Source organism: Rossellomorea sp. RS05 (genome assembly GCF_039822645.1).
In the GTDB taxonomy this organism is placed as follows: domain Bacteria; phylum Bacillota; class Bacilli; order Bacillales; family Bacillaceae_B; genus Rossellomorea; species Rossellomorea marisflavi_B.
Map to the genome: position 1 here is coordinate 854,721 of NZ_JBDKWY010000001.1, position 25,145 is coordinate 879,865.

Annotated in this window: 28 protein-coding genes and 2 riboswitches; of the genes, 9 read left to right on the forward strand and 19 right to left on the reverse strand. The window is 46.4% G+C overall.

Annotated elements, in window-relative coordinates:
* Positions 1-79: 79 nt before the first annotated feature.
* Positions 80-850: a PAS domain S-box protein gene (locus ABJ225_RS04390; protein WP_218247698.1), complete on the reverse strand. Its 771-nt coding sequence runs from the start codon at positions 848-850 to the stop codon at positions 80-82.
* A 292-nt stretch (positions 851-1,142) separates the two neighbouring features.
* Between ABJ225_RS04390 and ABJ225_RS04395 the strand changes: the two genes are divergently transcribed.
* Entirely contained in the window at positions 1,143-1,358 is a 216-nt protein-coding gene (locus ABJ225_RS04395; RefSeq protein WP_218247697.1) for an IDEAL domain-containing protein, read from the forward strand.
* 168 nt (positions 1,359-1,526) lie between these two features.
* Here ABJ225_RS04395 and ABJ225_RS04400 read toward each other — a convergent pair whose 3' ends face one another.
* From ABJ225_RS04400 to ABJ225_RS04410, 3 genes are read right to left on the reverse strand one after another with little or no spacing between them, the layout of a single operon-like run.
* Positions 1,527-2,312 carry a glucose 1-dehydrogenase gene (locus ABJ225_RS04400; RefSeq protein ID WP_053427006.1) on the reverse strand — a complete coding sequence of 262 codons (786 nt, stop codon included), beginning with the start codon at positions 2,310-2,312 and terminating at the stop codon, positions 1,527-1,529.
* A gap of 37 nt (positions 2,313-2,349) precedes the next feature.
* Positions 2,350-3,168: an SDR family oxidoreductase gene (locus ABJ225_RS04405; protein WP_347318654.1), complete on the reverse strand. Its 819-nt coding sequence runs from the start codon at positions 3,166-3,168 to the stop codon at positions 2,350-2,352.
* Positions 3,169-3,185: 17 nt separating this feature from the next.
* Positions 3,186-3,812, reverse strand: a complete 627-nt coding sequence (locus ABJ225_RS04410; RefSeq protein ID WP_218247694.1) for a nitroreductase family protein — start codon at positions 3,810-3,812, stop codon at positions 3,186-3,188.
* A 341-nt stretch (positions 3,813-4,153) separates the two neighbouring features.
* Between ABJ225_RS04410 and ABJ225_RS04415 the strand changes: the two genes are divergently transcribed.
* From ABJ225_RS04415 to ABJ225_RS04435, 5 genes are all read left to right on the forward strand, one after another.
* On the forward strand, positions 4,154-5,068 hold the full coding sequence (locus ABJ225_RS04415) for a WD40/YVTN/BNR-like repeat-containing protein (protein WP_347318656.1): 915 nt from the start codon (positions 4,154-4,156) through the stop codon (positions 5,066-5,068).
* Positions 5,061-5,909: a hypothetical protein gene (locus tag ABJ225_RS04420; protein ID WP_347318658.1), complete on the forward strand. Its 849-nt coding sequence runs from the start codon at positions 5,061-5,063 to the stop codon at positions 5,907-5,909. The genes ABJ225_RS04415 and ABJ225_RS04420 overlap by 8 nt, the downstream gene beginning before the upstream one ends.
* A 260-nt stretch (positions 5,910-6,169) precedes the next feature.
* The gene (gene katG / locus ABJ225_RS04425) at positions 6,170-8,383 is read left to right on the forward strand and encodes a catalase/peroxidase HPI (RefSeq protein WP_347318660.1); all 2,214 of its coding nucleotides are present in this window, start codon (positions 6,170-6,172) and stop codon (positions 8,381-8,383) included.
* Between the two features lie 109 nt (positions 8,384-8,492).
* The gene (locus tag ABJ225_RS04430; RefSeq protein ID WP_347318662.1) at positions 8,493-9,293 is read left to right on the forward strand and encodes an alpha/beta hydrolase; all 801 of its coding nucleotides are present in this window, start codon (positions 8,493-8,495) and stop codon (positions 9,291-9,293) included.
* Positions 9,294-9,384: 91 nt separating this feature from the next.
* Positions 9,385-10,113: a polysaccharide deacetylase family protein gene (locus ABJ225_RS04435; RefSeq protein ID WP_347318664.1), complete on the forward strand. Its 729-nt coding sequence runs from the start codon at positions 9,385-9,387 to the stop codon at positions 10,111-10,113.
* Positions 10,114-10,291: 178 nt separating this feature from the next.
* Here ABJ225_RS04435 and ABJ225_RS04440 read toward each other — a convergent pair whose 3' ends face one another.
* From ABJ225_RS04440 to ABJ225_RS04460, 5 genes are all read right to left on the reverse strand, one after another.
* A complete protein-coding gene (locus ABJ225_RS04440; RefSeq protein ID WP_347318666.1) occupies positions 10,292-10,921 on the reverse strand; it encodes a type 1 glutamine amidotransferase family protein in 630 nt (209 codons plus the stop codon).
* 75 nt (positions 10,922-10,996) lie between these two features.
* Positions 10,997-11,959, reverse strand: coding sequence for a helix-turn-helix transcriptional regulator (locus tag ABJ225_RS04445; protein ID WP_347318668.1), 963 nt, complete (start codon positions 11,957-11,959; stop codon positions 10,997-10,999).
* 66 nt (positions 11,960-12,025) lie between these two features.
* A complete protein-coding gene (locus ABJ225_RS04450) occupies positions 12,026-12,946 on the reverse strand; it encodes a Gfo/Idh/MocA family protein (RefSeq protein WP_347318670.1) in 921 nt (306 codons plus the stop codon).
* Entirely contained in the window at positions 12,934-13,200 is a 267-nt protein-coding gene (locus ABJ225_RS04455; protein ID WP_218247686.1) for a nucleoside/nucleotide kinase family protein, read from the reverse strand. Before ABJ225_RS04455 ends, ABJ225_RS04450 begins: the two co-directional genes overlap by 13 nt.
* 135 nt (positions 13,201-13,335) lie before the next feature.
* The gene (locus ABJ225_RS04460) at positions 13,336-13,515 is read right to left on the reverse strand and encodes a nucleoside/nucleotide kinase family protein (protein ID WP_347318672.1); all 180 of its coding nucleotides are present in this window, start codon (positions 13,513-13,515) and stop codon (positions 13,336-13,338) included.
* Positions 13,516-13,765: 250 nt separating this feature from the next.
* Here ABJ225_RS04460 and ABJ225_RS04465 point away from each other — a divergent pair, with 250 nt between their 5' ends.
* On the forward strand, positions 13,766-14,635 hold the full coding sequence (locus ABJ225_RS04465) for a Cof-type HAD-IIB family hydrolase (protein ID WP_347318674.1): 870 nt from the start codon (positions 13,766-13,768) through the stop codon (positions 14,633-14,635).
* A 36-nt stretch (positions 14,636-14,671) separates the two neighbouring features.
* On the opposite strand, the gene ABJ225_RS04470 is transcribed toward ABJ225_RS04465, so the two are convergent.
* The 5 genes from ABJ225_RS04470 to ABJ225_RS04490 all read right to left on the reverse strand — a co-directional run bounded on the left by ABJ225_RS04470 (position 14,672) and on the right by ABJ225_RS04490 (position 18,814).
* Positions 14,672-15,205, reverse strand: coding sequence for a hypothetical protein (locus ABJ225_RS04470; RefSeq protein ID WP_347318676.1), 534 nt, complete (start codon positions 15,203-15,205; stop codon positions 14,672-14,674).
* A gap of 119 nt (positions 15,206-15,324) precedes the next feature.
* The gene (locus ABJ225_RS04475; protein WP_347318678.1) at positions 15,325-15,885 is read right to left on the reverse strand and encodes an AAA family ATPase; all 561 of its coding nucleotides are present in this window, start codon (positions 15,883-15,885) and stop codon (positions 15,325-15,327) included.
* A gap of 65 nt (positions 15,886-15,950) precedes the next feature.
* The gene (locus ABJ225_RS04480; RefSeq protein WP_218247681.1) at positions 15,951-16,493 is read right to left on the reverse strand and encodes an AAA family ATPase; all 543 of its coding nucleotides are present in this window, start codon (positions 16,491-16,493) and stop codon (positions 15,951-15,953) included.
* A complete protein-coding gene (locus ABJ225_RS04485; RefSeq protein ID WP_347318680.1) occupies positions 16,490-17,533 on the reverse strand; it encodes a nitronate monooxygenase in 1,044 nt (347 codons plus the stop codon). Before ABJ225_RS04485 ends, ABJ225_RS04480 begins: the two co-directional genes overlap by 4 nt.
* 108 nt (positions 17,534-17,641) lie before the next feature.
* Positions 17,642-18,814 (reverse strand): MFS transporter, encoded by a 1,173-nt coding sequence (locus ABJ225_RS04490; protein ID WP_218247679.1) that lies wholly within the window; start codon positions 18,812-18,814, stop codon positions 17,642-17,644.
* Between the two features lie 70 nt (positions 18,815-18,884).
* Positions 18,885-18,984, reverse strand: a riboswitch (purine riboswitch).
* A gap of 124 nt (positions 18,985-19,108) precedes the next feature.
* Between ABJ225_RS04490 and ABJ225_RS04495 the strand changes: the two genes are divergently transcribed.
* Positions 19,109-19,594 (forward strand): YusW family protein, encoded by a 486-nt coding sequence (locus ABJ225_RS04495; protein WP_218247678.1) that lies wholly within the window; start codon positions 19,109-19,111, stop codon positions 19,592-19,594.
* A gap of 112 nt (positions 19,595-19,706) precedes the next feature.
* Positions 19,707-20,249: a CBO0543 family protein gene (locus tag ABJ225_RS04500; RefSeq protein WP_218247677.1), complete on the forward strand. Its 543-nt coding sequence runs from the start codon at positions 19,707-19,709 to the stop codon at positions 20,247-20,249.
* Positions 20,250-20,296: 47 nt separating this feature from the next.
* Here the strand turns inward: ABJ225_RS04500 and ABJ225_RS04505 are convergent, their stop codons facing one another.
* The 5 genes from ABJ225_RS04505 to ABJ225_RS04525 all read right to left on the reverse strand — a co-directional run bounded on the left by ABJ225_RS04505 (position 20,297) and on the right by ABJ225_RS04525 (position 25,137).
* Entirely contained in the window at positions 20,297-20,686 is a 390-nt protein-coding gene (locus tag ABJ225_RS04505; RefSeq protein WP_218247707.1) for a VOC family protein, read from the reverse strand.
* A 97-nt stretch (positions 20,687-20,783) separates the two neighbouring features.
* Positions 20,784-22,340, reverse strand: a complete 1,557-nt coding sequence (locus ABJ225_RS04510; RefSeq protein ID WP_347318683.1) for a long-chain-fatty-acid--CoA ligase — start codon at positions 22,338-22,340, stop codon at positions 20,784-20,786.
* A 178-nt stretch (positions 22,341-22,518) separates the two neighbouring features.
* The gene (locus tag ABJ225_RS04515) at positions 22,519-23,826 is read right to left on the reverse strand and encodes a nucleobase:cation symporter-2 family protein (protein ID WP_048003710.1); all 1,308 of its coding nucleotides are present in this window, start codon (positions 23,824-23,826) and stop codon (positions 22,519-22,521) included.
* On the reverse strand, positions 23,823-24,410 hold the full coding sequence (locus ABJ225_RS04520) for a xanthine phosphoribosyltransferase (RefSeq protein WP_048003711.1): 588 nt from the start codon (positions 24,408-24,410) through the stop codon (positions 23,823-23,825). The genes ABJ225_RS04515 and ABJ225_RS04520 overlap by 4 nt, the downstream gene beginning before the upstream one ends.
* Positions 24,411-24,507: 97 nt before the next feature.
* Positions 24,508-24,609, reverse strand: a riboswitch (purine riboswitch).
* Between the two features lie 234 nt (positions 24,610-24,843).
* On the reverse strand, positions 24,844-25,137 hold the full coding sequence (locus ABJ225_RS04525) for a hypothetical protein (protein ID WP_347318685.1): 294 nt from the start codon (positions 25,135-25,137) through the stop codon (positions 24,844-24,846).
* Positions 25,138-25,145: the final 8 nt, after the last annotated feature.

A 25,145-nucleotide genomic window follows, 5' to 3' on the forward strand; every position in this document is an offset into this window, starting at 1 on the left:
TATGTGTTTGAGCAAGATGTACTATCAGTATTACCTATATAATTTGATTTAATCATATTATAGTTTGATTATCACAGATTCACGACGTCTGGACCTCATGCTTGACCTCCAGGATATCCAAGGCTTCTTTGACGCTCCATGTGACAGGCAGGCTTGAAAGATCGATATCCAGGTTCAATGCTTCGAGTACGAGCTCGGGGCGCAGTCCCGTTATGAATGTGCCGACCCCAAGAAGTCCCAATACATAATGAACTTTAAACAGCGTGTCAATCACAAGATTATCCACAGAATACATTCCGGAGAAGTCGATGATCAGGTATGTAATCTGCTGCTCCCTGACTTTTACCGGAATGAGATCCAACAGGGCCACTGCTTTATCATGATCAATCTTTCCTGTTATCGGAAGGATGGCGATATCATCAAGCAAGGGGACGACAGTCGCAGATAGTTCATTGATTTCCTTGATCAACTCAACCTGCCTTTGATTGGCTTCGCGTTTCCAACCTATATCGCGTATGTAGGACTGAATTGCCTGTTTGCCTGCCACAGTGACAGGGTGGCAATACAGTTCGGCTTCGACCGTGGTACCGTCCATACGATAAAGAAGCTCTTCAATGACCTCAGCCGGTTTGCTATAGGCAGACTGGATCCGTTCTTTTATTGCCTCCCTCGATGAATCCTGGAATATATCAAGGGGACTCAGACCGATAACCCCTTCCTTCGTCGTCCTGAAGAACGATTCTGCTGCACGGTTGATATACAGGATCTGATAATCTGTATGGATGATGACAGGCTCGAGTGAATATTCGATGACCTCTCGATAGTCTATAGTGGATATGGCTTCACTCACGTTCCTCACTCCTTTTCCTCAACGATACAGGTTATCGTAAGACCACGCAAGGAAGTTCCCTTGGTTTCTCATTTTATTATGAAGGGGCTTGCTATGAAACGCGTTTCATATCGTAGTATAAATGATGGGAGGTGTTGACATGCCTCCCGGGCTCATATTAAAAGCGTGACCTTGAACAGGGGCGTGATTGATGATATGGGCTTTTTTAAGCTTATATAGAATACGAATCAATTTGTTTGAATATTATGTAAAATTATTGTATAATAGAAAAAAGGTCAAGGAGCTGATAGTCATGAAGAGGCATTTGTTGAACTCACCGCAGTCTGATGAAAGCAGTATCCACTCTTTACTAGCTGAAATGATCCTGGACGAGGCTCTGCTGAATTTCCGTAAAGAGAAGATTGAACAGGAAATTGACCGTGCCCTATGCGAGAAAAACAAAGACGATTTTCTACGTTTGTGTAAAGAACTACATGAACTCCATCGACAATACGGTTATACAATGTAGTATACATCCCGAGTTTATTAATAAGGGGCATTCTCATATGAGAATGCCCCTTTGCTGCTTTTTACCCATATTCACGTAGAGTCCTTTTTTCGATACCCTTGCTATTATGGGTGTAAACAAAAATCCGAAACCTCCCCATATAAAAGGGAGGTTTCGGATTTTTACTATTTAGCCTCTTCCAGCTTGGAAAGAAGGGTATTTAGTCATTCCACCGTCGACGAACAGGGTTACACCGGTCACATAGCTTGCTTGCTCAGAAGCGAGGAAGGCCGCTACGGAAGATACTTCTTCCGGTTTACCGATGTAGCCCATCGGGATCATGCTTTCAACGTCTGCACGTTGTTCTGGATCATTGAATTTCTCTGCATTGATCGGCGTATCCATGGCACCTGGTCCAATATTGTTCACGCGGATACCCTTTGGAGCATATTCAAGAGCGAGTGTTTCGGTCATCAGTTTCATGCCGCCTTTACTTGCTGCATAGTGGACGAATAACGGCCAAGGAATCATCTCATGTACGGAAGACATGTTGATGACGTTCCCTTTGATGTCATTTTCAACCCAATACTTGATGGCTTCACGGCTTCCGAGGAATGCTCCCGTCAGGTTCGTATCAATGACCGCCTGCCAGTTATCCAATGATAGCTCATGTGATGCCACAGGATTTTCAAAGCCTGCGTTGTTGATCATGATATCCAATGTACCGAATTCTTTAACAGCCGTTTGGACAAGATTGATCACATCGGCCTCTTTTGACACATCACCATGTACGATGATGGCTTGGCCACCCGCTTCTTCTACTTCCTTTTTAACTTCAAGAGCTTCTTCTTCCTTACTGCGGTAGTTGATGACAACTTTTGATTGCTCTTGTCCGAAACGTACGGCCATGGCGCGGCCCAATCCTTTGGACGCACCTGTAATAACGACTACTTTATCTTTTAGATCTTGATACATAATGATTCCCTCCTGTTGTTGATTTCCTCTTTGATTGTTATTTACCAAAAGAACGTTCTTTAGTCACCTTAATGAACGCCTCGTCCCCTGATTGTTCGCGTGCCTTAAGGGCCTGAATGGCATCTTGACCTGCAGCATAGCGTATGCGGTCTGTGCCGTCGGTAGCTGCTTCAAAAACGACCTTCGCGATGGTGATGGGTTCACTTGATTCGATATTGGAGACGAACCGGTCCTGGAAAGCGCCCATTCCAGCATCATAATCCTTTATGGTTTCAGATGACGTTTTCTCCAATGAACGACCATCAAAATCAGTGGCCACTCCCCCTGGTTCAATAAGCTTAGCCTTGATACCGAGCTGGCTCAATTCAAAGCCAAGGGATTCAGTAAAACCTTCTACCGCCCACTTGGTGGAATGATACAGACTCAAATATGGAAAGGCAACTCGTCCGCCCAGGGATGATACGTTAATGAACATTCCATCTTTATTCTTCCTGAAATGAGGAAGAAACGCTTTTGTGACTTCAAAGAGCCCGAATACATTGACCTCGAACTGCTTTCTAATCTGATCATCCTCTGCAAGTTCAAACGGGCCCATCAGCCCGAAGCCTGCATTATTGAGTACGGCATGCACTTTGGGATAGTCGGATAGGATTTGATCTCTGGCAGCTTCAATGCTCCCATGATCCGTTACATCCAGCCGGTATATCTGTATATTCCCGTTTTTCTTAAGTTCAATCTCTTTTTCCGGAGATCGCATGGTGGCCGCCACATTCCAGCCATTTTCAGCAAAGTAGCGGGCGGTGGCCTTCCCGATTCCCGATGATGCTCCGGTAATCACAATGGTTTTGGATGTCATAAGGTCATTCCCCCATTTTATTTCCAGAAAGTGATATCATTAACAGGCAAGCGATAAGAAGGATATCCTTCATCAGCTGCTTTACCCATGGATATGAGCATGATCGGAACGTAACGGTCTTTGTCGAGTCCGAATTCTTCTGCGATGATGTCTTTCTCATAGCCGCCGATCGGATTCGTGTCGTAGCCGTGGGCACGTGCCACGAGCATCAGCTGCATGGAAACAAGTCCTGCATCGATCAGTACTACATCTCGTAGATCATTTTCAAGTTGGTTATCATAATGTGCTTTAATTTTCCCGAGCTGCATGTCTTTGATGTCCTGGGGCATATAGCCGAGCTCAACCGCTTTGTCATAAATCACATCTGCATTCTCGATATTTTTCATATCTCCGAAGACAGCCACGACAGCTGCTGACGTGTTTACTTGTTCTTTATTGAATCGTGCCATTTGAGCAAGCTTTTCTTTCCCTTCCGGTGTATCGACGACCATGAATCTCCAAGGCTGCATATTGACAGAAGAAGGAGCGCGGCTAGCCTCGGTAAGGATCTGCTCCATTTCGTCACGGCTGATCTTCACTTCCGGATCATACCTCTTGATGGAGCGTCGGTTTAAAACAATATCGTTGAAATCATTAGGTTTCATGTGTGATGTTCCTTTCTTGGTTGAGAGTAAATTCCACAATTAATTGACGGGTCAATAATTGATACATCAAACACTATAAAACATTTAAGCGTTCAATGCAAGAGAAGAGCTCATATGAAAATATTCCTCTGATTTCAAGGATATTTCATCTCATTTCCCTTCAATCGTTGACACGTCAATTAATATAAACCATCATGGATTGCATTTCAAGTGATGTGTTTCACAAACATTTTTCAAGGTGCTTTTAGTATTTCCTCGTCCATATTTCTTATCATTGGTCACATATGTTTTCCTAAATGGTAAAATAGGGATCTGAACACTAGAAAAAGGAGCCTTGAATCATGAAAAAGATTATTATTGGAGGAACTGCCTCCTTACTGGGCATCGGTATCGCAGTCGGTACCTACCTGTTCGAAACCGCTCCCTCTACCCACTTGCCATCAGAAATAGGAACGCCTCCGAAGCAAAAATCTCCTCCGGAAAACGACGATACCCTTCAACCGATTGAATCAAATGGTCCTATTGGTTACGCCCTAGCAGGTGAGCTTAAAATCACCTATGATGACGGAGAGCATTGGTCCCGCGTACCAATCGGAATCGAAGACCTTTTTGGCGGGGAATACAATGGACAGGAGAACGAGCTGATCGAACACAGCTTTTTCCTATCTGAAGATCGCGCTGCCTTTCTGTATGTAGAAGGAGCGGACGATCAACGTGTAAAGCTGCTTTATTCCCTTGACCAGGGAGATACATGGAAAGATGCAGATATAGGCAGGATGACAGCTCCCCGCTTCAGGAAAGTGGATTTCCTCAATGAAAATGAAGGCTATGTAGTGTATACCGGCGAGAGGACCATGTCCTCAGAAGCAACGAAGGTATTTATGACGCATGACAGTGGAGAAACATGGACGGAGGTGTCCCACCCGGATCACTATCGCCTGCTGTACGACGGGAATTTCATTGACGAGAATACCGGTTTTTTATCTTATGGGATCCTAAATCCAGAAGAACCCGACCTTTATGTCACCCAAGATGGGGGACAATCCTGGGTATCAGCGAGTATTGAGATACCTGATGAGTACGATCTCATCTTTACCACTGCTGAAACTCCCTATGTAGAAGGGACTGACTTGGTTCTGTTGGTAAATCAGGGATCTAGCGGCGATTACAAAGGGGGGAAAGTGAAAGGAAAATTCATATCTAAGGATAATGGTCTCTCTTGGTCATTCCAAAACGAGGTGGATGCAGATGAATAAAGGTAAGCTGGTTATGGGATGGTGTTGTTTTGCCTTTTCGGTTATTCTCTTCCTATTCCAAGGACTTTACCTGATCCTCCGCTTAAGATGGGGGATTGAATATGCAGACGATCGACTCTTCTATCTCCTCATCACTTTTATCGTGGTCTTTGCAACGGTGGCACTGATTTTACTAATGGAGTTGAAAAGAAATGGGAAGGCGTTCGTTTTAGGGATTGCGACCATATTCATCCTTTTACACGGGGTCCTTTTATTCCGTCACATGAAGGATATCAATGAATTGGTTTCCCTCTCACCGGACTGGAAGACCTATTTTGTGTTGAAACAAGATCGGCAAACGGGTGAAACCGTCTATTACAGACCCTATTTTGGACCATTTGTCAAACCAAAAGAAACGCTCCCTTTTCCAATGAAAGGAAATGCGAAGGTGAAATGGATTGAACAAGATATTGTCGCAGCAACCTACCACGCAGAAGATGGTTCTATTCATCAATTCATCGGCACATTCGGAGATCGTGGTCAAGGTTCCTCCTACACGAATGTGGCACTATCCTTTCCGGGAACATGGAAAGGCGAAGATTTTATTCTTACTAGCACCACTGAGGGTCTCACCGTTAAGCATGAGGATGAAGTCGAACGCTATTCATGGGAGAATATCGTGCAGTTCGGTACCCTGGCTGTCGTGCTGACTGAGAATGACGAAGCCAGATGGACGGTCGCCTTAGGGGGAGATTTCATCAGCCATGAGAATGACCCTGCCCCCCCTTCCGGCTCTATTTACCTTTACGAAGCTATCGATGGAAGCAATGAACCGGTTCCCCTTACTTTATCTTCTCCTTGACCGTTGCATATGAATGGCTGATATTTAGTTGATAACCTTATAGCTTTTTCACTAACCCCATAAAGGTGACCCTTCCTCTCCCCTTTATGGGGTGTTTCTCTCTCCCTTAAAAGAAATGTTCACCCATTCATAGTTACCGCTTTCTTTCGGGAACAGCCTGGCTTATAATAGTAATTAAGAATAATTCTAATTTTCAAATTTTTCACAAATTATGAGTTCCACCCCTATTTCAACCCCTTATTTTGAAAGGAGAATGGTCGATGGATCACAATCAAAAACCTGATCAGAAAAAACATAGCGCAGCGGGACAATGTCCCGTCACCCACCACAAGGATAGTGCCATAACGACGTCAAGGTCACCACGAGGAACGACGAATAAGGAATGGTGGCCAAATCAGCTTAATCTGAATGTCCTTCGTCAGCACGATCGGAAGTCGAACCCTTATGGAGAAGATTTCGATTATCGTCAAGAATTTGCCAAGCTGGACTACGAAGCATTGAAAAAGGACCTCCACTCCCTCATGACCGATAGCCAGGATTGGTGGCCAGCAGATTATGGGCATTATGGTCCCTTCTTCATCCGCATGTCTTGGCACGCGGCAGGTACATACCGGACATCGGATGGACGAGGCGGCGGAGCATCGGGTTCCCAGCGATTTGCCCCGCTTAACAGCTGGCCGGATAATGTGAACCTCGACAAGGCACGCAGGTTACTCTGGCCGATCAAGCGCAAATACGGGAACAAAATCTCTTGGGCGGATCTTCTCGTCCTGACGGGTAATGTGGCATTAGAATCCATGGGGTTGAAGACGTTCGGTTTTGCAGGTGGCCGGGAAGACATTTGGCATGCAGAGGAAGATGTATATTGGGGCACGGAGAAAGAGTGGCTCGCAGACAACCGCTACTCGGGAGATCGTGAACTGGAAGATCCCCTTGCAGCAGTTCAGATGGGACTTATCTATGTCAATCCTGAAGGACCGAACGGGAAGCCTGATCCAAAAGGCAGTGCCCGGGATATCCGGGATACCTTCGGCAGGATGGCCATGAACGATGAAGAGACGGTTGCACTCGTCGCTGGCGGGCATACATTCGGTAAAGCCCACGGTGCAGGAGACCCTTCACACGTCGGGGATGATCCTGAGGCAGCTACACTTGAGAACCAAGGACTCGGTTGGCTCAGCAGCTACGGAAGCGGCAAGGGCCGTGATACGATTTCGAGCGGAGTCGACGGTGCCTGGACGACCCATCCGACAACGTGGGATAACGGGTATTTCGACCTTTTATTCGGCTATGAGTGGGAGCTTACCAAAAGTGCTGCAGGAGCATATCAATGGACGCCGGTGGATATGGGCGAAGAGCATATGGCACCCGATGCCGAAGACCCATCGGTCAAAGTGAAGACCATGATGACGACTGCGGACATGGCACTCAGGGAAGATCCAGCCTATGAAAAGATCTCCCGCCGATTCCATTCCAATCCAGACGAGTTTGCTGATGCTTTTGCACGTGCCTGGTTCAAACTCCTTCACAGGGATATGGGGCCAAAAGTCAGATATCTTGGTCCTGAAGTTCCGAGTGAGGAGCTAATCTGGCAAGACCCTGTACCGGCAGTGGATTATGAACTCTCCGATTCAGAGATTGAAGAGCTGAAATCAAAGATTCTGGCTTCAGGATTGAGCACTAGCGAACTGGTCAAGACGGCATGGGCTTCTGCATCCACCTTCAGGGGTTCGGATATGCGCGGCGGAGCCAACGGTGCACGCATTCGCCTCTCCCCTCAAAAAGACTGGGAAGTGAATGAACCTGACCTTCTCCAAAATGTGTTGAACGTGTATGAAGACATCCAAAGCACATTCCATAAAAAGGTGAGCATCGCCGACCTGATTGTCCTTGGTGGTACCGCTGCAGTAGAAAAAGCAGTCAAAGACGGAGGCTTCGACGTACAGATCCCGTTCTCCCCTGGACGTGGTGATGCAACCCCTGAACAAACCGATGAAGAGAGCTTCGACGTCCTGAAGCCGGTTTCGGACGGTTTCCGTAACTATCAAAAGCAGGAATACTCCATCTCTCCAGAAGAAATGCTCGTTGACAAAGCGCAGCTGCTTGGATTGAGTGCCCCTGAAATAACTGTGTTGATCGGAGGAATGCGCTCGCTAGGAGCAAATTATGGGTCAAGCAAGAGTGGCCTTTTCACTAAGCAGCCTGGACGCCTGTCGCCGGACTTCTTCGTCAACCTCCTCGATATGGGAGTGGAATGGAAACGTGTTGCTTTCAATGAATATGAAGGACGAGACCGTCATACAGGTGAGATCGTATGGACTGCTTCTCGATTCGATCTCGTATTTGGATCCAATTCGGAACTGCGTGCCATCGCCGAAGTGTATGCGCAAGACGATACGAAAGAAAAATTCGTTCGTGATTTTGTCTCGGCTTGGGTCAAAGTCATGAATGCAGACCGGTTTGATCTAAAATGATCTACATCCTGCCTCTCGGGGCGGGATTTTTCTTTGATCACATTCAAAAAGGAGCTGAACAACCATTAAAATAGAATATGAATGGATCGGCACTGGGAAAGATCACCTCGTGATCGAGACGGGAATCGGATGTCCTTACTATGAGTGGCGTTCCTTATGTGAACATCTTGCCAGCGACTACCGCATTCTGTTGTATCACCGCCAAGGATACGGCAAAAGCCCTGAATCAATACGACCCAGGGATACCACATCCATTGCCGTGGAGCTGCACGAGCTTCTTCTATCATTGGAGGTCAACGTCCCATTTACCCTTTTGGGCCATTCCTACGGTGGTTTATGTGCCCAGCATTTCACTCGCTTGTTCCCTCACCTGGTAAAACATCTCATATTGGTCGATTCCACATCCAAGAACTTCATGACACTTTATGAATTGGGAACACCCGTGTTGAATTCGTATATTGCCCTTGAACAAATGATTGAAGCAAACAAGGTCCACAGTAACAAAACTCAAGCTGAGCTCACAAATGAGATCCCATCTGATTCTGTTGAAGAGATGAAAGCTTTCTTGACCTCTCCCCTCCTGTATCAGACTGTCGCAGATGAATTTTCCCTTTGGGAACATAGCAGTGAGACCATGAGGAAGTCCGGACCTTTTCCTGATCTGCCCCTCACCATAATCGCCCGCGACCCCGAGGTATCGGCCCTGCCTTTTATCAAGCATGGCATCCCTGCGGAGGAAGCTTACCGGTATGAGCAACGATGGCATGAACTTCAGCAGGAATTAAGTCGATTATCGAAAAAGGGCGAGATGGTGATTGCCAAGGGCAGTGATCATGAAATCCACTTGGACAGACCCGATCAAGTGATTGAATGCCTTCTGAAAAGCAAAAAAAGTGGTGCATGGACATGAAGTCCTGCACCACTTTTCATTCTTATTCCTTACCGAATACCTTGACCACACTCAGCCATACTAAGAAAAACGATTGAAAGCAGATGATTTCATGAGAAAGTGGCTAGTGATGATGTCAATGATGATCTTGATCATGCTTCCGGCACCGGCAGATGCCCAGCAGGTTGAGCGAAGCATGGTCGAACCGAAGGGAGAAGTCATCTGGGAAGTCCCCATGCCTTTCAAAAAAGTGGCGATCACGTTCGATGATGGACCCCACCCTGTTTATACTCCGCAGATCCTCCAGATTTTGAAATACTATGATGCAAAAGCAACATTTTTCCTCACAGGCGAGCGGATCGAACGGTTTCCTGACCTCGTAAAAAGGGAAGTGAAAGAGGGACACGAAATCGGAAATCATTCTTTTACGCATCCGAACTTCAGCTCGCTTTCCCTGAGGGATATTGAAAAAGAAATATCCACTACGGAAGAACTTCTACTACAGTTCCAGCCGGGGACCAGGCCAAAATTGTTCAGGCCGCCTGGAGGCGAACTTTCCATGCCTGTGCTCGGTTTGATGAAAGAAATGGATTTATTGCCCATCCTCTGGTCATGGCATCAGGATCCGAAAGATTGGGCAGGAAGTTCAAGCGAAGCCATTTCAGCCCATGTTCTCGAGAATATCCACAACGGAGACATCATCCTCCTCCATGATTCCGGTGGGAATCGGAAGGAAACCGTTAAAGCGCTGGAAACGATTTTATCTGCTTTGACTGAAAAAGGGTATCAGTTTGTCACCGTACAGGAGCTGATGGAGACGGATCCGGTATTCGGTTTTTGAGATTGGCACCTCTCTCAAGGAGATGCCATAAAGCGTTCTGAAGGTACCCAACCCTCGTCCTTTACTGTACAGATCAATGCAGACTGTTCACACACAAAAAGCATTCAAAACCACGCTTAGACAATGTCAAAGCGTGGATTTTGAATGCTGATACAAATCCGCTGACTGGCTTTTCACCTCATGCTTTGATTGAATTCATTAGCCCGAAGAAGTGTTCAGGTTTCTGGGTCATATTTAGTTGATACCATGACTGTAATGTAGCCGGTGCAAATACATCTGCTTTTTCCAGAACCTCCCTCGCAAATTCCAGGGGAGCTACACCTGAAGCAGTAACCAGATTACCATCGGATACGACTGGCCCCATCTCATAATGCCCTTCTCCCTGATAATTCGGACAGACCATTTTCATATAGTCTGCGTCATTGCCTGTGTGCTTTCTGGAATCCAGGTATCCCATATTAGCAAGAGCTTCAGTGGCACCACAAATGGCCGCGACCATCGTCCCAAGCTCTAAAGCTTCACCGATTTTTTTCAATATTGGCTGATGAATGGATTCTCCCCAACTAGTCCCTCCAGGTAAAATGAACAGGTCCTCTCTTTCAACCATGCACGCATCCAAGGAAAGATCTGGTATGATGCTCAGACCTCCCATCGTCGTAATCCTTTCTTTCGTTGCTCCTACTGTCACTACTTGTAGCGGTTTACGACCTTTTTTGAAGTATCGCCCCGTGTTTAGTTCGGCAATCAAATAACCATATTCCCAGTCTGACATTGTGTTGAATACATAAAGATAAACGCTTGTTTGCATTTCATAACACTCCCATCACCATTGATATAGCCTATTATAAAGGGACATCCCTGACAGCTACTGTCAGGGATGTCATTATTCTTGATGAAATGTTATATATTCCGATAAAACCTCTACAATCCTTTTTTTCAGACTAACCGGCTCAATAATTTGAATCGATTTTCCATACGGTAATAGCAGATTAGGGATATGGGTATGTACGATGTCAGTTTCAAGAAGAAACACAGCTTTCTTTGGTTCCCTTTCCTGCACATAATGTCCTAAAAACCAATGCTGGCAAACATCATTCAGCGTATTTTTATTCCCAATGATCACCATACGAGTGATTCCTTCCTTTCCATTTATCGTCGGAAGGAGATTTTTCATGAAAAAGTCACGTGCTGAAAAGTCTTCTGGTCTGCTAAACGTCTTTTCGGTTAACCATATACGCTCAATCCGATCGACTCGAAAACTGCGGAGGTCACTTCTATGATGACAAAATCCAATCACATACCATTTATTGTTCCAATAGAGCATTTTGTATGGGTCGACCACTCTCTCATGTTTTTGTTGCTCCCTACTTTTATGGTAAACCATGTTTACTGAGTACCCTTCAGCTATGGCATGCTCCAACTCTTTCAAAAACGGTTCAAGTGAGGGCGGTCGTAATGGACGTAAGACTTCAAGGCTGGTCACATGGTGGTTTACCATTCTTTCCTGCTCTTGATTTGAGTGTTTACTTAGTTTTGAAATAGCTCTTTTTAGCGGTTCACCACCATAATATCCCGCTTCCTCTGCAAAAACGGCAGCGTGAAACAGTGACGTTTGTTCTCCAACATCAAAAAAGAGAGGAGCCTCCATAAAGTGGTTCAATAACGTATACCCGCCGTTAGGTCCTGATTCTGAAATGATCGGTACTCCACTTGTTGAAATGGTATCGATATAACGATACACCGTCCTAATATTCATCTCTAACTTTTCTGATATTTGTTTCGCCGTCACTTTCTCACCTGAACGGAGCATCCATAGAATCGCTAACATACTATCAATTTTGGACATGTCATCCACCTTTGTTAAGATACTCTTCTCATGTTTTGTAGACTTCTCACAGTTGGTTCGTATTGATCAATGATCCTTGAGTAGCCCTTCCAGCACATATTGGCTTTCAAGTGCCTGCTCTCCTCCAATACAAGGAGGCGTGTCTCCTATCACACTCTGAATGAAATGCATGACGGCATCTTCAAATCCCCGCTGCTTGAGGATGGTATCCCAGGAAGAAGGCTTGGTGACTATCCTTCTCCCTCCTTCTTCCACCTCGAGGACATTCATATCTGATACGGTCAAGATGCGTCCATCCGATATGAGCTCCAACGTCTCACGCTGTGTTCCCACCCTTCGATGCATACCTGTAGAGTATTGTGTACCAAGTGAAGATTGAAAGGTGTGCCTTGCATGAATCAGTTCATTGGATTCATTGATTGCCATTGCTCCACCACCGACTGTCATATTGCCATCGTCATTCAGCCAGCGGATCGTATCGACCAGATGAAGATAATCGTCGAGCATGGTGAATTCAAATGATGCTGGACCGATATCATCCAGGCGATGCTTATCGAACCTCACCCAGGCAGGTGTTCCAGCCATGGCCTTGGCCTGGACGTAAAGGGGAGCGAATCGTCTGTTGAATCCAACCATCAGCTTCCTTCCTGACTTCACGCTCTCTTCGACCAACTGCTCCGACTCTTCTACCGTAGCTGCCAATGGCTTGTCCACATATACATCGAGACCCTTTTGCATAAGTGCTGATACCACTTCGTAATGTGAATCAGTCGAACTATGTACAAATGCCGCATCGCATTCCTCCGCTAGATGGTCAAGATGATTGAATGCTTTAAATCGATACTCCTTGCTGATCCGGTTTCGCTTCCTTTGATCCGGTGTATAAATCCCTGCCAATTCCCACCCGGTTTCTCTTGATAGAAGGGGCAAATACGCCTTCTGGGCAATTCCTCCGAGACCGACCATTCCAATTCTTAGTTGTCGCATGGATACTCCCTCCGTTCATTGTGTATGTAGCAAAATGTTGCTTGTTCCTTCGGCCTGATCGTGGCCATGTAGTAGTCTTCTGCTGGCCAATAGCGGTTTTCATATGCCTTCAGAATTGCTGCTTCATCGCCCAAATACCCGTCGCGACTGGTCACCCTGCCCTTTCTGATGTGAAAAGGACAGTCCACAAAGATGACAGCATTAAAATACTCGATCCATTCTGGTCTTTGAAGGAAAGCACCTTCTACGAGCACTACTGCATCTTCCTCAACATCCAGCTGTTTTTGGATAATACTATCCGAATGTTTATCGTAAAACGGAACGTGGAAAAGAAGATGTTGTGATGTGAGTAAATCAAATAAGGTGTGCTTAAGGCCAGCGACATCCCATTAAAGCTCATAATACTCCTGCCACTGGGGCCTGCCGGTGCCGTACCGGTAGCATGATGGGACGATATGATCATCAAGGTGGATGAGGACCGTCTGTCGGGGTCCTGTCAGCAGATTCCCATGAATGCGTTGGGCCAGGCTAGTTTTTCCAGACCCGCCCAATCCATCGATGCCGATCATCGTGCGTCCATGGGAATGTCACTTCACTAACGATTGGATCATTTCATCGAGCATGGCGCTGTCCCCCTTTCAATCTCTTTCATTTTATACCAGATGACAATCAAACTGGAAAAAATCTTCTCATTCGATGCAAACATCCATGGATTCAGTTACAATGTTAAAAAGCATTCATTATCTTTGAATAGTATTTACGTTTCCTATATATTGATTAGAACCACAGTAAATTTGCAAAATTACAGGAGGAGTTAGTATGTCAAATAAACCGAAAACCATCTTTTTGGATATGGATGGGACCATATTGAGTTCCCAAAATAAAGTAAGTGTGCAGACGAAGGAAACCATCGATGCTTTAAGAGCTCAAGGAATCAAGGTGTTCATCGCTACTGGAAGAGCCTATGATGAGATTGAAGCCATGCTGCCGGAAGGATTCAAAGTGGATGGATTCATTACATCCAACGGAATGGCAGGCTATGTGGGCGATACACCGGTTTTTGAGCATTCCCTGTCACTAGGACTTGTGGAAGACGTCATTGCACAAGCGAGAAACCATGAGATCTATTACGAGGTGTTCCCTTACGGCGCCCCACGTATTACATTGAAGCAGGATCAGGAGTATGTACTCAAGGAAGTGGCGGAACCGAAACCCGGTGGAGTAGAAGAAAATGAATGGTTATCACGCAAGAAAGCCGTTAATGAAGAGATCTCCTTCAGGGAAGACCTGGAAGGAAAAGGATTCTCTAAATTTTATTTCTTTGCACGTACCCAGGAAAAGATTCAAAAATGGGGAGATGTCCTTCAAGAAATGAAAAAGGACACCGACTTCACCCTTTCGAAGTCATCCAATCACAACCTTGAACTGATGGTGGCGGATGTTAATAAGGCGTCAGGAATCAGAGAAATGCTCCAACATTTCGGACTGAAAAACGAAGGCACACTCGCCATTGGAGACAGCGACAATGATCTTCAAATGTTTGACTTTGTGACACACTCCGTGGCCATGCATAATGCCAAAGATCATATCAAGGATGTGGTGGATGAAGTCACCACTTTATCATGTGATGAAAATGGCGTCAGCGACTATCTTGCAAGATTCATAGAAAAGACCGTCTCACATTCATAATGCATGAAAAAGATCAGAGCCACGCTCTGATCTTTTTCATTCCCCTAAAATCTTCATCATTTCTTCCCTCGCAACTCCGAGGCTATTTCCTGCTTTGATCAAGGACTCCCTTGAAGCTTTTCTTTCCCTATCCGCCACATAACCAAAATACTCGACTTGTGTTTCAAGAAAGGGAACGTTGGGATTGGTTACCTGATGATGCACAGTGTCCATTTCGAATTTGATTGAATGATAGGAATCCTTTATGGAGCTCAGCGCTTGTTGCACTTGATCTTTCACATCAGATGGGAGATTTTCAGGTGAATCAAGTTCCCACATAGCTGAAATGCCTTCGCTTGCCGCAGCACCTGCACCGGATGCGGCATCGGCGGCATCATCAGTCCCCTGCACCGTCCGATACTCTTCAACCGCTTTGACAACCTCACGATCCAGAGATGCATAGGATCGTGCGAATTCCAGAAAGGCATCTTTCTTCTCTCCGTTTTGATGGATGGTCATCAGCGTTAACGGGAGGATGGTGAGAAGCAATAGGCTCCCTACAAAAAGAAGCCTGAATCGTTGGCCATTCATCTGATCACCCTTTCGCGATCATCCTCATCACCCACAATCCTTTTATTCTGAACGGGTCATGAATGATGGAGCGTACCTCACTTGTTAGAGAGATACTCACTTCGTATCATCATATGAAACTAAAGATCAAAACGATGCTTTATTATTTCAGCCGTCTCTGCTGCGCTCAACGCAGAGTTATCGATGCGTATATAATTGTCCCCGCTCAGTTCTCCTTCAATGGAGTTCAATCGGTAGGTAGTCATGGAATCCAACAGGTCAGTTTCTGACCAATCAATATCCCTGTTGGATGGTTTGTGGTTGAGTCTGTTTTCACTTTTGTTCCGATTTAATCTTTCCTGGACACCTGCTTCGAGCTCCACATAGAATACGGAGCCTCCCCGGGATGAGAACATTGTGGAGATGCTCTCTATGTAGTCCCAATCTTCCTTTATATCAAATGCCCACACGAATGTAAAAATCAATCCATCCAAATCACTTTTGGAGATGGCATCAAATAGCTCATGTCGGAACAATTTGACAAGCCGCTTTCCTTCCGTACTTCCATAATCAAAGAAATTCCCTACAAGGTCGATGGTCATATGATTATGGAATAACTTCAAACCGGTGATCTTTGCAAGTTCTTGCCCGACTGTCATCTTACCGACAGCCTGGGGTCCAATGATCATTACAAGTTTCATCCTTTTCCTCTCCCATTAACCTATTTTTTCATCTTTCATACAGGTACCGGGACAACCATATATCCTCATCCTTTAGAAGTTTGCTTCTGCAGGGTTCCCACGATGACAGATGTCAATTCTTCAATTGTCTTATCCTCTGTTTCCAAATATGTACCGAATTCCCCTGTTTCATAGGCAAGAAGGCAGGCATCCGTTTGCATGAAACACCAGTTACCCTCTTCCTCGCCCCGACTCCGCAGGCGCCCATGGATGGTCTCTTTAGACGCCATGAGACAGAAATGCATGACTTCCTGTCCCTTTTGCTTGAAGCCTTCGGTTATGGCCGTCAGATATTCTTGCTTGCGGATGGTCATGGGTACGATCAGGTCGGTCCGATACCTCTCGAACAGGCGGCCTCCAACTTCAACAGTCAGTTCTCTCCACAAGTCCAGATCTTGAAAATCCCCCTCAGGAGCTTCGAGCCTTTTCCTTTCCTCCGGGATCACATTCCTGAGCATATACCCCACTTCCTCCGGATCAAAGATCATACTGCCGGGGAGCTCTTTGCAAAGGGAGTTGGCGAGCGTAGTTTTCCCTGCACCGAATGCTCCATTGATCATAATGATCATACACCCCCCTCCGTTTCATCAAATTTGGCAATTACTTCTTTTACGGTTCTCTCTTTGCCCAATGAACCGATTCCCTGGCCAGCCCACAGAGACATGCGGGCAGGATCATTTGCCTGAGCGGCTTCTTGTCTCATGGGTTTAGTCAAGACGTGTTGATGAGGATAAGGAAGAACCGATTGTTCATACCCTTCGTTCTCCATCATCCATTTATTTACGACCCCTCTTGCCTTCCTTCCAGTGAACAAAGAAGTCACTCTTGTTTCTGCACCATTGGCCTCTAAGATCCGTTGCTTATGGACATGGTGGGCTCCGCTCTCCTTACAGAGGATGAAAGGAGTTCCGACCTGAACGCCTTCGGCGCCCAATGCCATTGCGGCATTCAATCCCCTGTAATCGGTGATGCCCCCTGCAGCAATGACAGGGATATCGATGGCATCTACCGTCTGTGGGATCAAGGCAATCAGCCCGATAGAGGAGTCTCCATTCTCCTTAAAGAAACCTCCCCGATGGCCACCGGCTTCGCTCCCCTGCATGCACACCATGTCCATGCCCCTTTCTTCCATCAGCACAGCTTCATTCACGGTGGAAGCTGTTCCCATCAGGATGCATCCTTCATTCTTCAATTGTTGTACAACCTTGACAGGAGGCAGTTGGAACGTGAATGAACACATCTTTACTTTATACTGAAGAATCAGATCGATCTTCTTGTAAAAATCCGCCCACTGTTCCTCAATCGTCATGAAATTCCCCCTTTTATGTGATGCAGGGACTCTTGCCACCCAAGGGTCCACTTCTGAATCTTCGGGGATCTTCTCATTGCCGGGTACGAATACATTTACTTGATAGGGACGATCCGAATGGTCAGAAACGATCCGGATCTGTTCTTCAAGTGTCTGGGGGGCCAAATATCCTGAAGCCAAACTTCCGAGGATGCCCCCGTCCATGGCCGCTTTCACCATTTCCGTCGTGGTTATCCCTCCAGCCATCGGAGCCTGGATGATGGGTTTTTCCAGAGACAATCGTTTCAGGAAGCGATTCATGTTTCACCAATCCTTTCTACAACCTTCCTTGTATCACTTCGACCCGGATTCGACTGCTTCCTCTATTTTTCAACAAAAAATAACCCGCATCCACGATGCGGGTCATGATCAGCCAACTTGCTTTAACGAATCGTTCCGTTTCAAAGGGGCATGTCTCAACGAGAAAAGGGCGCTGAAGATGGCGAACACCACTAAAATGGATCCGAAGCTTGCGAGGTGCGATACATCATGGGATACGCTGACGACAGCACCTCCTAGTGCCGATCCTACGGATATACCAACCTGCAGGGCAGACGTATTGATGCTTTGCTGAATATCCGACGTTTCAGGTGCGGTTTGGATCAGATAATTTTGAAGTGCCGGAGTAAGGGCCCAGCTGAGGCCACCCCATAGGATGGTCATGACGACGAAGAGCGGCATGAACCCTGTAGTGAACGGAATCGCAAACAGGACGAGGGCAAACAGGACCGTTACAAGGACGATGGACTTTGACCCGATGCGGTCGCTCAGCCAGCCCCCCACCCAGTTCCCGCATACGGATGCAAGTCCGATCAGCAGATAAAATATCGAGATGGCCTTTGGTGAACTATCAAATGTCTCAATCAGATAGGGTGTAAAATAGGCATAAAACATATAATGCCCAGCCAGCATGAATAAGCTGATAAGATGTCCAGAGAATACCTTAGGATGCAGGATCGCTTTGAATTGTTCTTTCAGAGGCGTCACCTTTTCGACCGGCATCTTCTCCAGAAGAAACGCGTTCAGTACAATAGAGATGGCTGATAGCATTGCGATCCCGAGGAATGTCGATCGCCAACCCAGTGTCTCTGTCATGAAAATCCCGATCGGCACACCGAGGACCAGGGAAGAGCTGATTCCGACAAAAACAAGGCCCAATGCCTTTGCTCGGTGACTAGGATCCACGAGTTTTGCCGCAATGGTCAAGGACAGGACCACCACGAGAGCCGTACTCATGGCTGTAATGATCCGGGCGATGATGACTAAAGTAAAATCAGTGCTGAAAAACGTAATGATATTTCCCACGGTAAAGACTGAAAGTGCCATAAGGTACAGCTTCTTTCTCTCCACCTTGGCCGTCAAGGACAACAATAACGGCGCCGAAATAGCGTAGGCCAGTGCAAACACCGTGATGAGCTGACCTGCTTTCCCTAGGGATATATCAAGTCCCTCCGCTATATTCGGAAGAATTCCTCCGACAATCAATTCGACCAGTCCGACTGCAAATGTGGATGCAGCCAATACATACACTCTCCAGTTCATATTCCCTCACCTTTCTGTACGCCTTCCATTTTGCACAGAAAATGACAACACAAAAAATCCTGATTACAAAATGAAAGGCAAAGAATTTTGTAATCAGGATTTATCGGTTCCTGGTAGAGACCCTCAAACCATATTATTGAGGTTATACAACGTATTTATTTTCCTAGGATATAGTAGCATATTCCCTTCACTCTTTCAACCCATGGTACAAAAGCACGAAAGCTTACAATCGGGGATTCACGATTCAACATCAGGGTATACTAAGAGAAACTCATCGAATGGAGGAAGAAGACCATGAAATTGAAAACTGCTGTCATACCAGCATTCGTTGCCTCACTTCTACTGTTTGGATGCAGTAATGATGAAGTCAAGGACCCGCCGAAAGATGCGCCCAAGGAAAATGAGAGCGCCAATAATGATACCTCAAATGATTCTATGACTGATTCGTCTCAGGATAACAAATTCGCCTTCACAAGCTTCGATCTTGATGTGGACTATGCCGATCATCAGGATTATGAGGTGGACTACGAAAACGATGAAGATGGAATGGAAGCGAGTTTCCAGGACGACATGAATGACGAAAAGCTTTCAGGGGATAAAGCCATGGATAAGATTACGCCTATGCTTGAGAAGCTTGAATTTGACAAAGATACCTCGGATGAAGACGTCATGAAACAAGTGAAGGATACCTTCTCTCTAAAGGATGATTACGAAAAGTTCGAACTTGAAGTGACATTCCCTGACGGCACTGAAAAAGAATATAAAGAAGTGAAGCAATAATTGGAAAGCGGGAAACCTCTCACAGGGACCCGCTTTTTCTGATTGATAACGCTTGATTTCGTATAATTGCTAGCGTTAAGGTGCATGATACTCCTAAAAAGGAGTAATCAGGATGACCTTGCATGCAGTCAATGAAGCACGGCACCAACTTATGCAGACCGAAATGGCCTACTGGAGGGAAGATAACCTGTTCAGCGGACATTGGTGGTTTATTGTCATCATAAACCTCTTGTTCTTTCTGGTGTTCATCGTGTTAATCGACCGATCCCGTTTTATCATGAGTGCGTTTTGCCTGCTATTTTCTTTCTTCCTGGTTGCCCTCGTGAACGAAATTGGCAACTACTTCGGCTATTGGAGCTACCCTTATCAATTCATAGGATTTCTTGAAAGTTTCAATGCCGTAGATTTTATGACGATTCCGGTGGTATATGCTTTGGTTTACCAGTATTTCACCAAATGGAAGGCCTATCTGATCATTTTATTACTGGTCAGTGCGTTGATCGGATTTATAGGTATGCCGATGTTCGTCCATTTTCATTTTTATCAAATCCATCACTGGAATCCTTTCTCGTCCTTCGTTCTTTTGTTCATTGTCGGACTGGTGATCAAATGGATGTGTGATTTCATCGCAGGCCATGACCGAATCATACGTTGAATGAAAAAACCTCCTGCTTTTGAGCTGCGGGAGGTTTTTTCGATCCTTCATAAATCTTTTTGATCTACATTCAATTCAATCAGATTCCCATCGGGATCTTGACAAAAAATTTGGGCAAATCCGCTTTTTGAATGAGGTTTTTCCATGATTTCAACTCCGTGTTCCTTGAGCCATGTCGAGGTTCTGTCGTAATCGTCCACCCTTAGGGCAAAATGGCCTTCCCTACTTGATAGCACCTTCTCATCCCGTATCGTTTGAGAGGTCGGATGGACGATCAAATGGAGCTGCTGGTTCCCTATGGCGTACCAAGCACCTGGAAAGCCAAACTCCGGACGTTCGGTCTCTTCCAGGCACAGAACATCCTTGTAGAACTTCTTAGACCTTTCGAGATCGGTCACAGCCAAACTGACATGGTGAAGATTCTGGTAGGTGATCATATTTTTCACTTCTTTCAATACATGGTACATTTCATTGTATCATGTTCAGGAAAAGATGATGGAATTCTATTTCAGTTTACATAATATTATTATAGTATTAATTAATGTGTAACTCATTTGACAGGTTCTCTTTCAACAAGAATTTTTGGATCTTCCCACTGGCGTTTCGTGGAAGTGACGGGGTGAAGCGATAGTTCCGCGGGCGTTTATAGCCTGCAAGAGCCTTTCCATTCTTCAAATAGTCATCCAATTCTTGAGCCGTCAACGTGTTCGACTTAGGGACAATGACGGCCGTGACCACTTCCCCCCATTTTTCATCCGGTGTACCAAGGACCGCGACATCCCCTACTCCCTCATGGGCATGCAAGGCATCCTCGACTTCCCTTGGATAGATATTTTCCCCTCCGGAAATGATCATATCGTCGATTCGGTCGGCGATATAAAGGTATCCTTCTCGGTCAACATATCCAAGGTCTCCGGTATGATACCATCCTTTATATAAAGCGTGTTTCGTTGCTTCCGATCGGCCATGGTACCCGATCATCGTGCACGACCCCTTCACGATGATTTCACCAATTTCACCCACCGCACAGACATCCCCCGGTTCTGCCGGTCCCGTCGTCTCTGGTTTAACGACCCGTATCTCATGATGATAGGCCGCTTTTCCTGCCGCACCTGCCTTGATAAGTTGTTCATGGGGTAGAAGGAACGCAATTGCCGGGCCCATTTCTGTTTGTCCGTAGGCCTGTATCAGCTCGATCTTTAGTTCATCGTGAAGTTTCCTTACAAGACTAGGTGCCATGGGTGCCGCTCCATAGAGCCCATTACGTAGACTCGAGGTGTTATAGTGGGAGGTCTCCTCTTCGAGCATCATACTCCACATGGTAGGAGCTGCAAAAAGAGTCGTAATGCCTTCCCGTTCAATTGTTTCTAGAACACGCTTTGGATCGAATTGATGAAGGATGACGTTCTTTGCGCCTGCGAGTACCCTCGGTACGAAGGCACAATGGAGTTCAGCACAATGAAACATCGGAGCCGTGACCAATCCCGCATCACCCGACCGGTATCCCATGACACCCGTCAGGATCAACGCCTGTTCCATCACATCACGGTGGCGATGAAGCACTCCTTTCGGCCTTCCCGTGGTCCCACTCGTATACATCATCGCATACGGATCATTTTCATCCACTTCCACCCTTTCAAATTGAGTCGAAAAGGCCATGTCCCTCACTCGCTTTGAAAAGGCAGGCGGATTCCCCCCTTCATACCAGAAGACGGTTTGACCGAAATCCGGTGCTATCCCTTCCACGACGGTTTGAAGTGCTTCTTCGAATAGGAACACTTTTGGTTCGGCGTCATGCATGATGAAGGCCAATTCATCTGAATTAAGTCGAAAGTTGATCGGGTTGATGATGGCCCCGATCTTCCCACAGGCAAAATAAACGGTCGCGAGCATCTCGGTATTATACAGAAAGGTCGAAACCCTGTCCCCCTTCCTCACTCCTTCTGCCTGAAGTGCACTGCACACCTGGTGGACTCTTTCCTGCCATTGTCCGTAAGTCATCCGCCGTCCACTTTTCACCTCTACGATCGCTTCCTGGTTCCGGTATTTCTCCACACTCTGATCAAACATCGTTCCGGTCGTTGCGTACATCGTCTTCCCCCTCGATGGCCCTCTTTCCAGGGCTTGAATGATGCGATGCACAGATGGATATCTATCCTATAGATTCTACGCTTGTAAGCGTTATCCTTTTTGCTGAACAAGTTTATGTCGTGTGAATGCATACAAAAACACCCCTACTTATGTAGAGGTGCTGTTAGTGGATAGAGGATCACGACGCCTTCTGCTCCTGCAATACAACCCTCTTCTCACGCTGACGTGAGAAGACATTGAAGAACAGATTCAAGAAGATCGCCATAAGGCTTCCGGCCACGATACCGTTATCGGTGAGGATGCGGACCGCTTCGGGCATTTTGGAGAAGAGTTCCGGGACCGCGGTGACTCCGAGACCCATTCCGACGGAGCACGCAATGATGAGGAGATTCTCCTGTGATGAAAAGTCCACCCTGCTGAGCATCTTGATGCCGTATGCGACGACCATGCCAAACATGGCCACCATGGCACCACCGAGCACGGCAGAAGGGATGACGGTTGTAAGGGCTCCGATCTTCGGTACGAGACCGAGGATGATCAGGAAGGTTGCCGCGGCATAGATCACATTCGATTTCTTTACGCCTGAAAGCTGGATAAGCCCGACGTTTTGGGAATAAGCGGTATATGGGAAGACGTTGAAGATTCCACCTAGGAAGATGGCAAGCCCTTCTGCCCGGTATCCCTTGGATAGATCTTCCTCGCTAAGCTTCCGATTGGTGATATCCCCTAGGGCGAAATAGACACCCGTCGATTCTACCAGGCTGACCATGGCCACGAGGATCATGGTTAGGATCGCGGCGATGTCAAAGGTCGGCATGCCGAAGTAGAACGGCTGTGCCATATGGAACCAGGATGCTTCCCCTACTTCCGAGAAGTTCACTTTCCCCATGAACATGGCGGCTATGGTTCCCGCCACAAGCCCCAGCAGGATGGATACAGATCGAATGAAGCCGGTGAACATTTTGTAAAGGACAAGGATGAAGATCAGGGTCCCGAATGCCAGGAGAAGATTATCAATGGAACCATAATCTGCACTTCCCTCTCCTCCAGCCATATTATTCATGGCAACAGGAATCAGGGTGATCCCGATGATGGTGACGACAGAACCTGTCACGACCGGTGGGAAGAACCGTACAAGCTTTCCGAAAAACGTGCTGATGATGATGACGAACAGACCTGAAGCAAGGATGGAGCCATAAATACTTGTAATCCCGTATTTCGCTCCGATGGAGATCATGGGACCGACGGCTGTGAAGGTACATCCAAGGACGACCGGAAGTCCGATGCCGAAGAACTTATTTTTCCACACCTGTAGCAAGGTGGCGATCCCGCACATGAAGATGTCGATGGATACCAGATAAGTGAGTTGTTCACCCGTCAAACCGAGGGCCCCTCCAACGATCAAGGGGACAATGACGGCCCCCGCATACATGGCGAGTACGTGCTGAATTCCAAGCGAAGCGGTCTTGAGTGATGATTGCTTCATGACACTTCAGCTCCTTTTTTGAAGGTGACTTGCCCGTCGTTGAGTGACTCGATTTCAGCCAGCGACTCGACCCGGTAGCCCGTATCTCTCACAAGTTTCCCGCCTTCTTGGAAGGATTTCTCGATGACGATACCGATTCCTGCCACGTGTGCACCTGCCTGTTTCACGAGCTCGATCAGTCCAAGGGCTGCCTGCCCGTTCGCCAGGAAATCATCGATCAGCAACACCCGGTCCCCTTCCTTGATGTATTGAGTGGATACGGAGATGGTATTCGTCTCCTGCTTCGTGAAGGAATAGACCTCAGCTGTGAGCAGACCTTCTGATAGAGTAAGAGATTTCTTTTTCCGGGCAAAAATCATCGGCGTCCCGAGTTCCATGGCTGCCATTACACCCGGTGCAATCCCTGATGATTCGATCGTGAGGACCTTTGTGATGCCCTCATGTCTGAAGCGCGCGGCGAATTCCTCCCCTATTGCCTTCATCAGCTGCGGATCCACTTGGTGATTCAAGAACGAATCCACCTTCAATACTGTATCTGATAATACTTTGCCTTCTTGTTCAATCTTCTTGTGAAGTAGTTCCACTGGTTTCGCTCCCTTTCTGAATCTGAAAATGAAATAACCCGAAAGCATCTCTCAGAGTGAGACAATGCCTTCGGGTTATGAAAGGAAAGCGCAAAAATACGCCGCATTGCTCACCCATAGTCGATTCCTTTACGGTGAATCGGTAGAAACTTGCAGGCCGTATCCCTGCCTTTATATGAGTGTGCTTTTATGTAGTTGATAGTACGGATTATAGCGGTAAAAAAACGATTTGTAAAGGTGTATTTCCTAACGTTAGGGAGTATTTCCAAGTTAATGTTCGCAAACACTGTGGTTTGGCTCTGGCAATAGATGCAGGAAATCGAATCATATATCTTACATAAATCAGAATCCATTCGTGATTTCATCGAATTTTACTTCTCTGAACCTGTTCGCTACTGAAAAAAAATCCCTTATGTACCCGATTGAACGATTGTCACTCATATAGGCATAGTGCCCACCAACGAGTAATTTGAATGAAGACTGCTGGTTCTGATAGTTGGAGACCTGGCGTAAAATCCTGCGTTGGATTCTTGATGCTTTCCCCTTCACGGTTTCCGTATAACACGAGGGTCGGTGTGGACAATCCCTTCAAAGCTTTTGGCATATGATAACGATAAAGAGCCAGGAGAAGACCAATTCCCGATGGGGAAGCTTCCTGCATGGAAAGGATCGCTTTTCGAATGAACGCATCATCGATGAGTTCGAGGCTTGAGATCAGTGATATCATTTCTTCTT

Excerpts from the sequence above, each read along its gene's own strand:
- ABJ225_RS04395 (WP_218247697.1), top strand. The coding sequence starts at position 1,143 with ATGAAGAGGCATTTGTTGAACTCACCGCAGTCTGATGAAAGCAGTATC.
- ABJ225_RS04400 (WP_053427006.1), bottom strand. The coding sequence starts at position 2,312 with ATGTATCAAGATCTAAAAGATAAAGTAGTCGTTATTACAGGTGCGTCC.
- ABJ225_RS04405 (WP_347318654.1), bottom strand. The coding sequence starts at position 3,168 with ATGACATCCAAAACCATTGTGATTACCGGAGCATCATCGGGAATCGGG.
- ABJ225_RS04410 (WP_218247694.1), bottom strand. The coding sequence starts at position 3,812 with ATGAAACCTAATGATTTCAACGATATTGTTTTAAACCGACGCTCCATC.
- ABJ225_RS04415 (WP_347318656.1), top strand. The coding sequence starts at position 4,154 with ATGAAAAAGATTATTATTGGAGGAACTGCCTCCTTACTGGGCATCGGT.
- ABJ225_RS04420 (WP_347318658.1), top strand. The coding sequence starts at position 5,061 with ATGAATAAAGGTAAGCTGGTTATGGGATGGTGTTGTTTTGCCTTTTCG.
- katG (WP_347318660.1), top strand. The coding sequence starts at position 6,170 with ATGGATCACAATCAAAAACCTGATCAGAAAAAACATAGCGCAGCGGGA.
- ABJ225_RS04435 (WP_347318664.1), top strand. The coding sequence starts at position 9,385 with ATGAGAAAGTGGCTAGTGATGATGTCAATGATGATCTTGATCATGCTT.
- ABJ225_RS04440 (WP_347318666.1), bottom strand. The coding sequence starts at position 10,921 with ATGCAAACAAGCGTTTATCTTTATGTATTCAACACAATGTCAGACTGG.
- ABJ225_RS04445 (WP_347318668.1), bottom strand. The coding sequence starts at position 11,959 with ATGTCCAAAATTGATAGTATGTTAGCGATTCTATGGATGCTCCGTTCA.
- ABJ225_RS04450 (WP_347318670.1), bottom strand. The coding sequence starts at position 12,946 with ATGCGACAACTAAGAATTGGAATGGTCGGTCTCGGAGGAATTGCCCAG.
- ABJ225_RS04460 (WP_347318672.1), bottom strand. The coding sequence starts at position 13,515 with ATGATCGGCATCGATGGATTGGGCGGGTCTGGAAAAACTAGCCTGGCC.
- ABJ225_RS04465 (WP_347318674.1), top strand. The coding sequence starts at position 13,766 with ATGTCAAATAAACCGAAAACCATCTTTTTGGATATGGATGGGACCATA.
- ABJ225_RS04470 (WP_347318676.1), bottom strand. The coding sequence starts at position 15,205 with ATGAATGGCCAACGATTCAGGCTTCTTTTTGTAGGGAGCCTATTGCTT.
- ABJ225_RS04475 (WP_347318678.1), bottom strand. The coding sequence starts at position 15,885 with ATGAAACTTGTAATGATCATTGGACCCCAGGCTGTCGGTAAGATGACA.
- ABJ225_RS04480 (WP_218247681.1), bottom strand. The coding sequence starts at position 16,493 with ATGATCATTATGATCAATGGAGCATTCGGTGCAGGGAAAACTACGCTC.
- ABJ225_RS04485 (WP_347318680.1), bottom strand. The coding sequence starts at position 17,533 with ATGAATCGCTTCCTGAAACGATTGTCTCTGGAAAAACCCATCATCCAG.
- ABJ225_RS04490 (WP_218247679.1), bottom strand. The coding sequence starts at position 18,814 with ATGAACTGGAGAGTGTATGTATTGGCTGCATCCACATTTGCAGTCGGA.
- ABJ225_RS04495 (WP_218247678.1), top strand. The coding sequence starts at position 19,109 with ATGAAATTGAAAACTGCTGTCATACCAGCATTCGTTGCCTCACTTCTA.
- ABJ225_RS04500 (WP_218247677.1), top strand. The coding sequence starts at position 19,707 with ATGACCTTGCATGCAGTCAATGAAGCACGGCACCAACTTATGCAGACC.
- ABJ225_RS04505 (WP_218247707.1), bottom strand. The coding sequence starts at position 20,686 with ATGATCACCTACCAGAATCTTCACCATGTCAGTTTGGCTGTGACCGAT.
- ABJ225_RS04510 (WP_347318683.1), bottom strand. The coding sequence starts at position 22,340 with ATGTACGCAACGACCGGAACGATGTTTGATCAGAGTGTGGAGAAATAC.
- ABJ225_RS04515 (WP_048003710.1), bottom strand. The coding sequence starts at position 23,826 with ATGAAGCAATCATCACTCAAGACCGCTTCGCTTGGAATTCAGCACGTA.
- ABJ225_RS04525 (WP_347318685.1), bottom strand. The coding sequence starts at position 25,137 with ATGATATCACTGATCTCAAGCCTCGAACTCATCGATGATGCGTTCATT.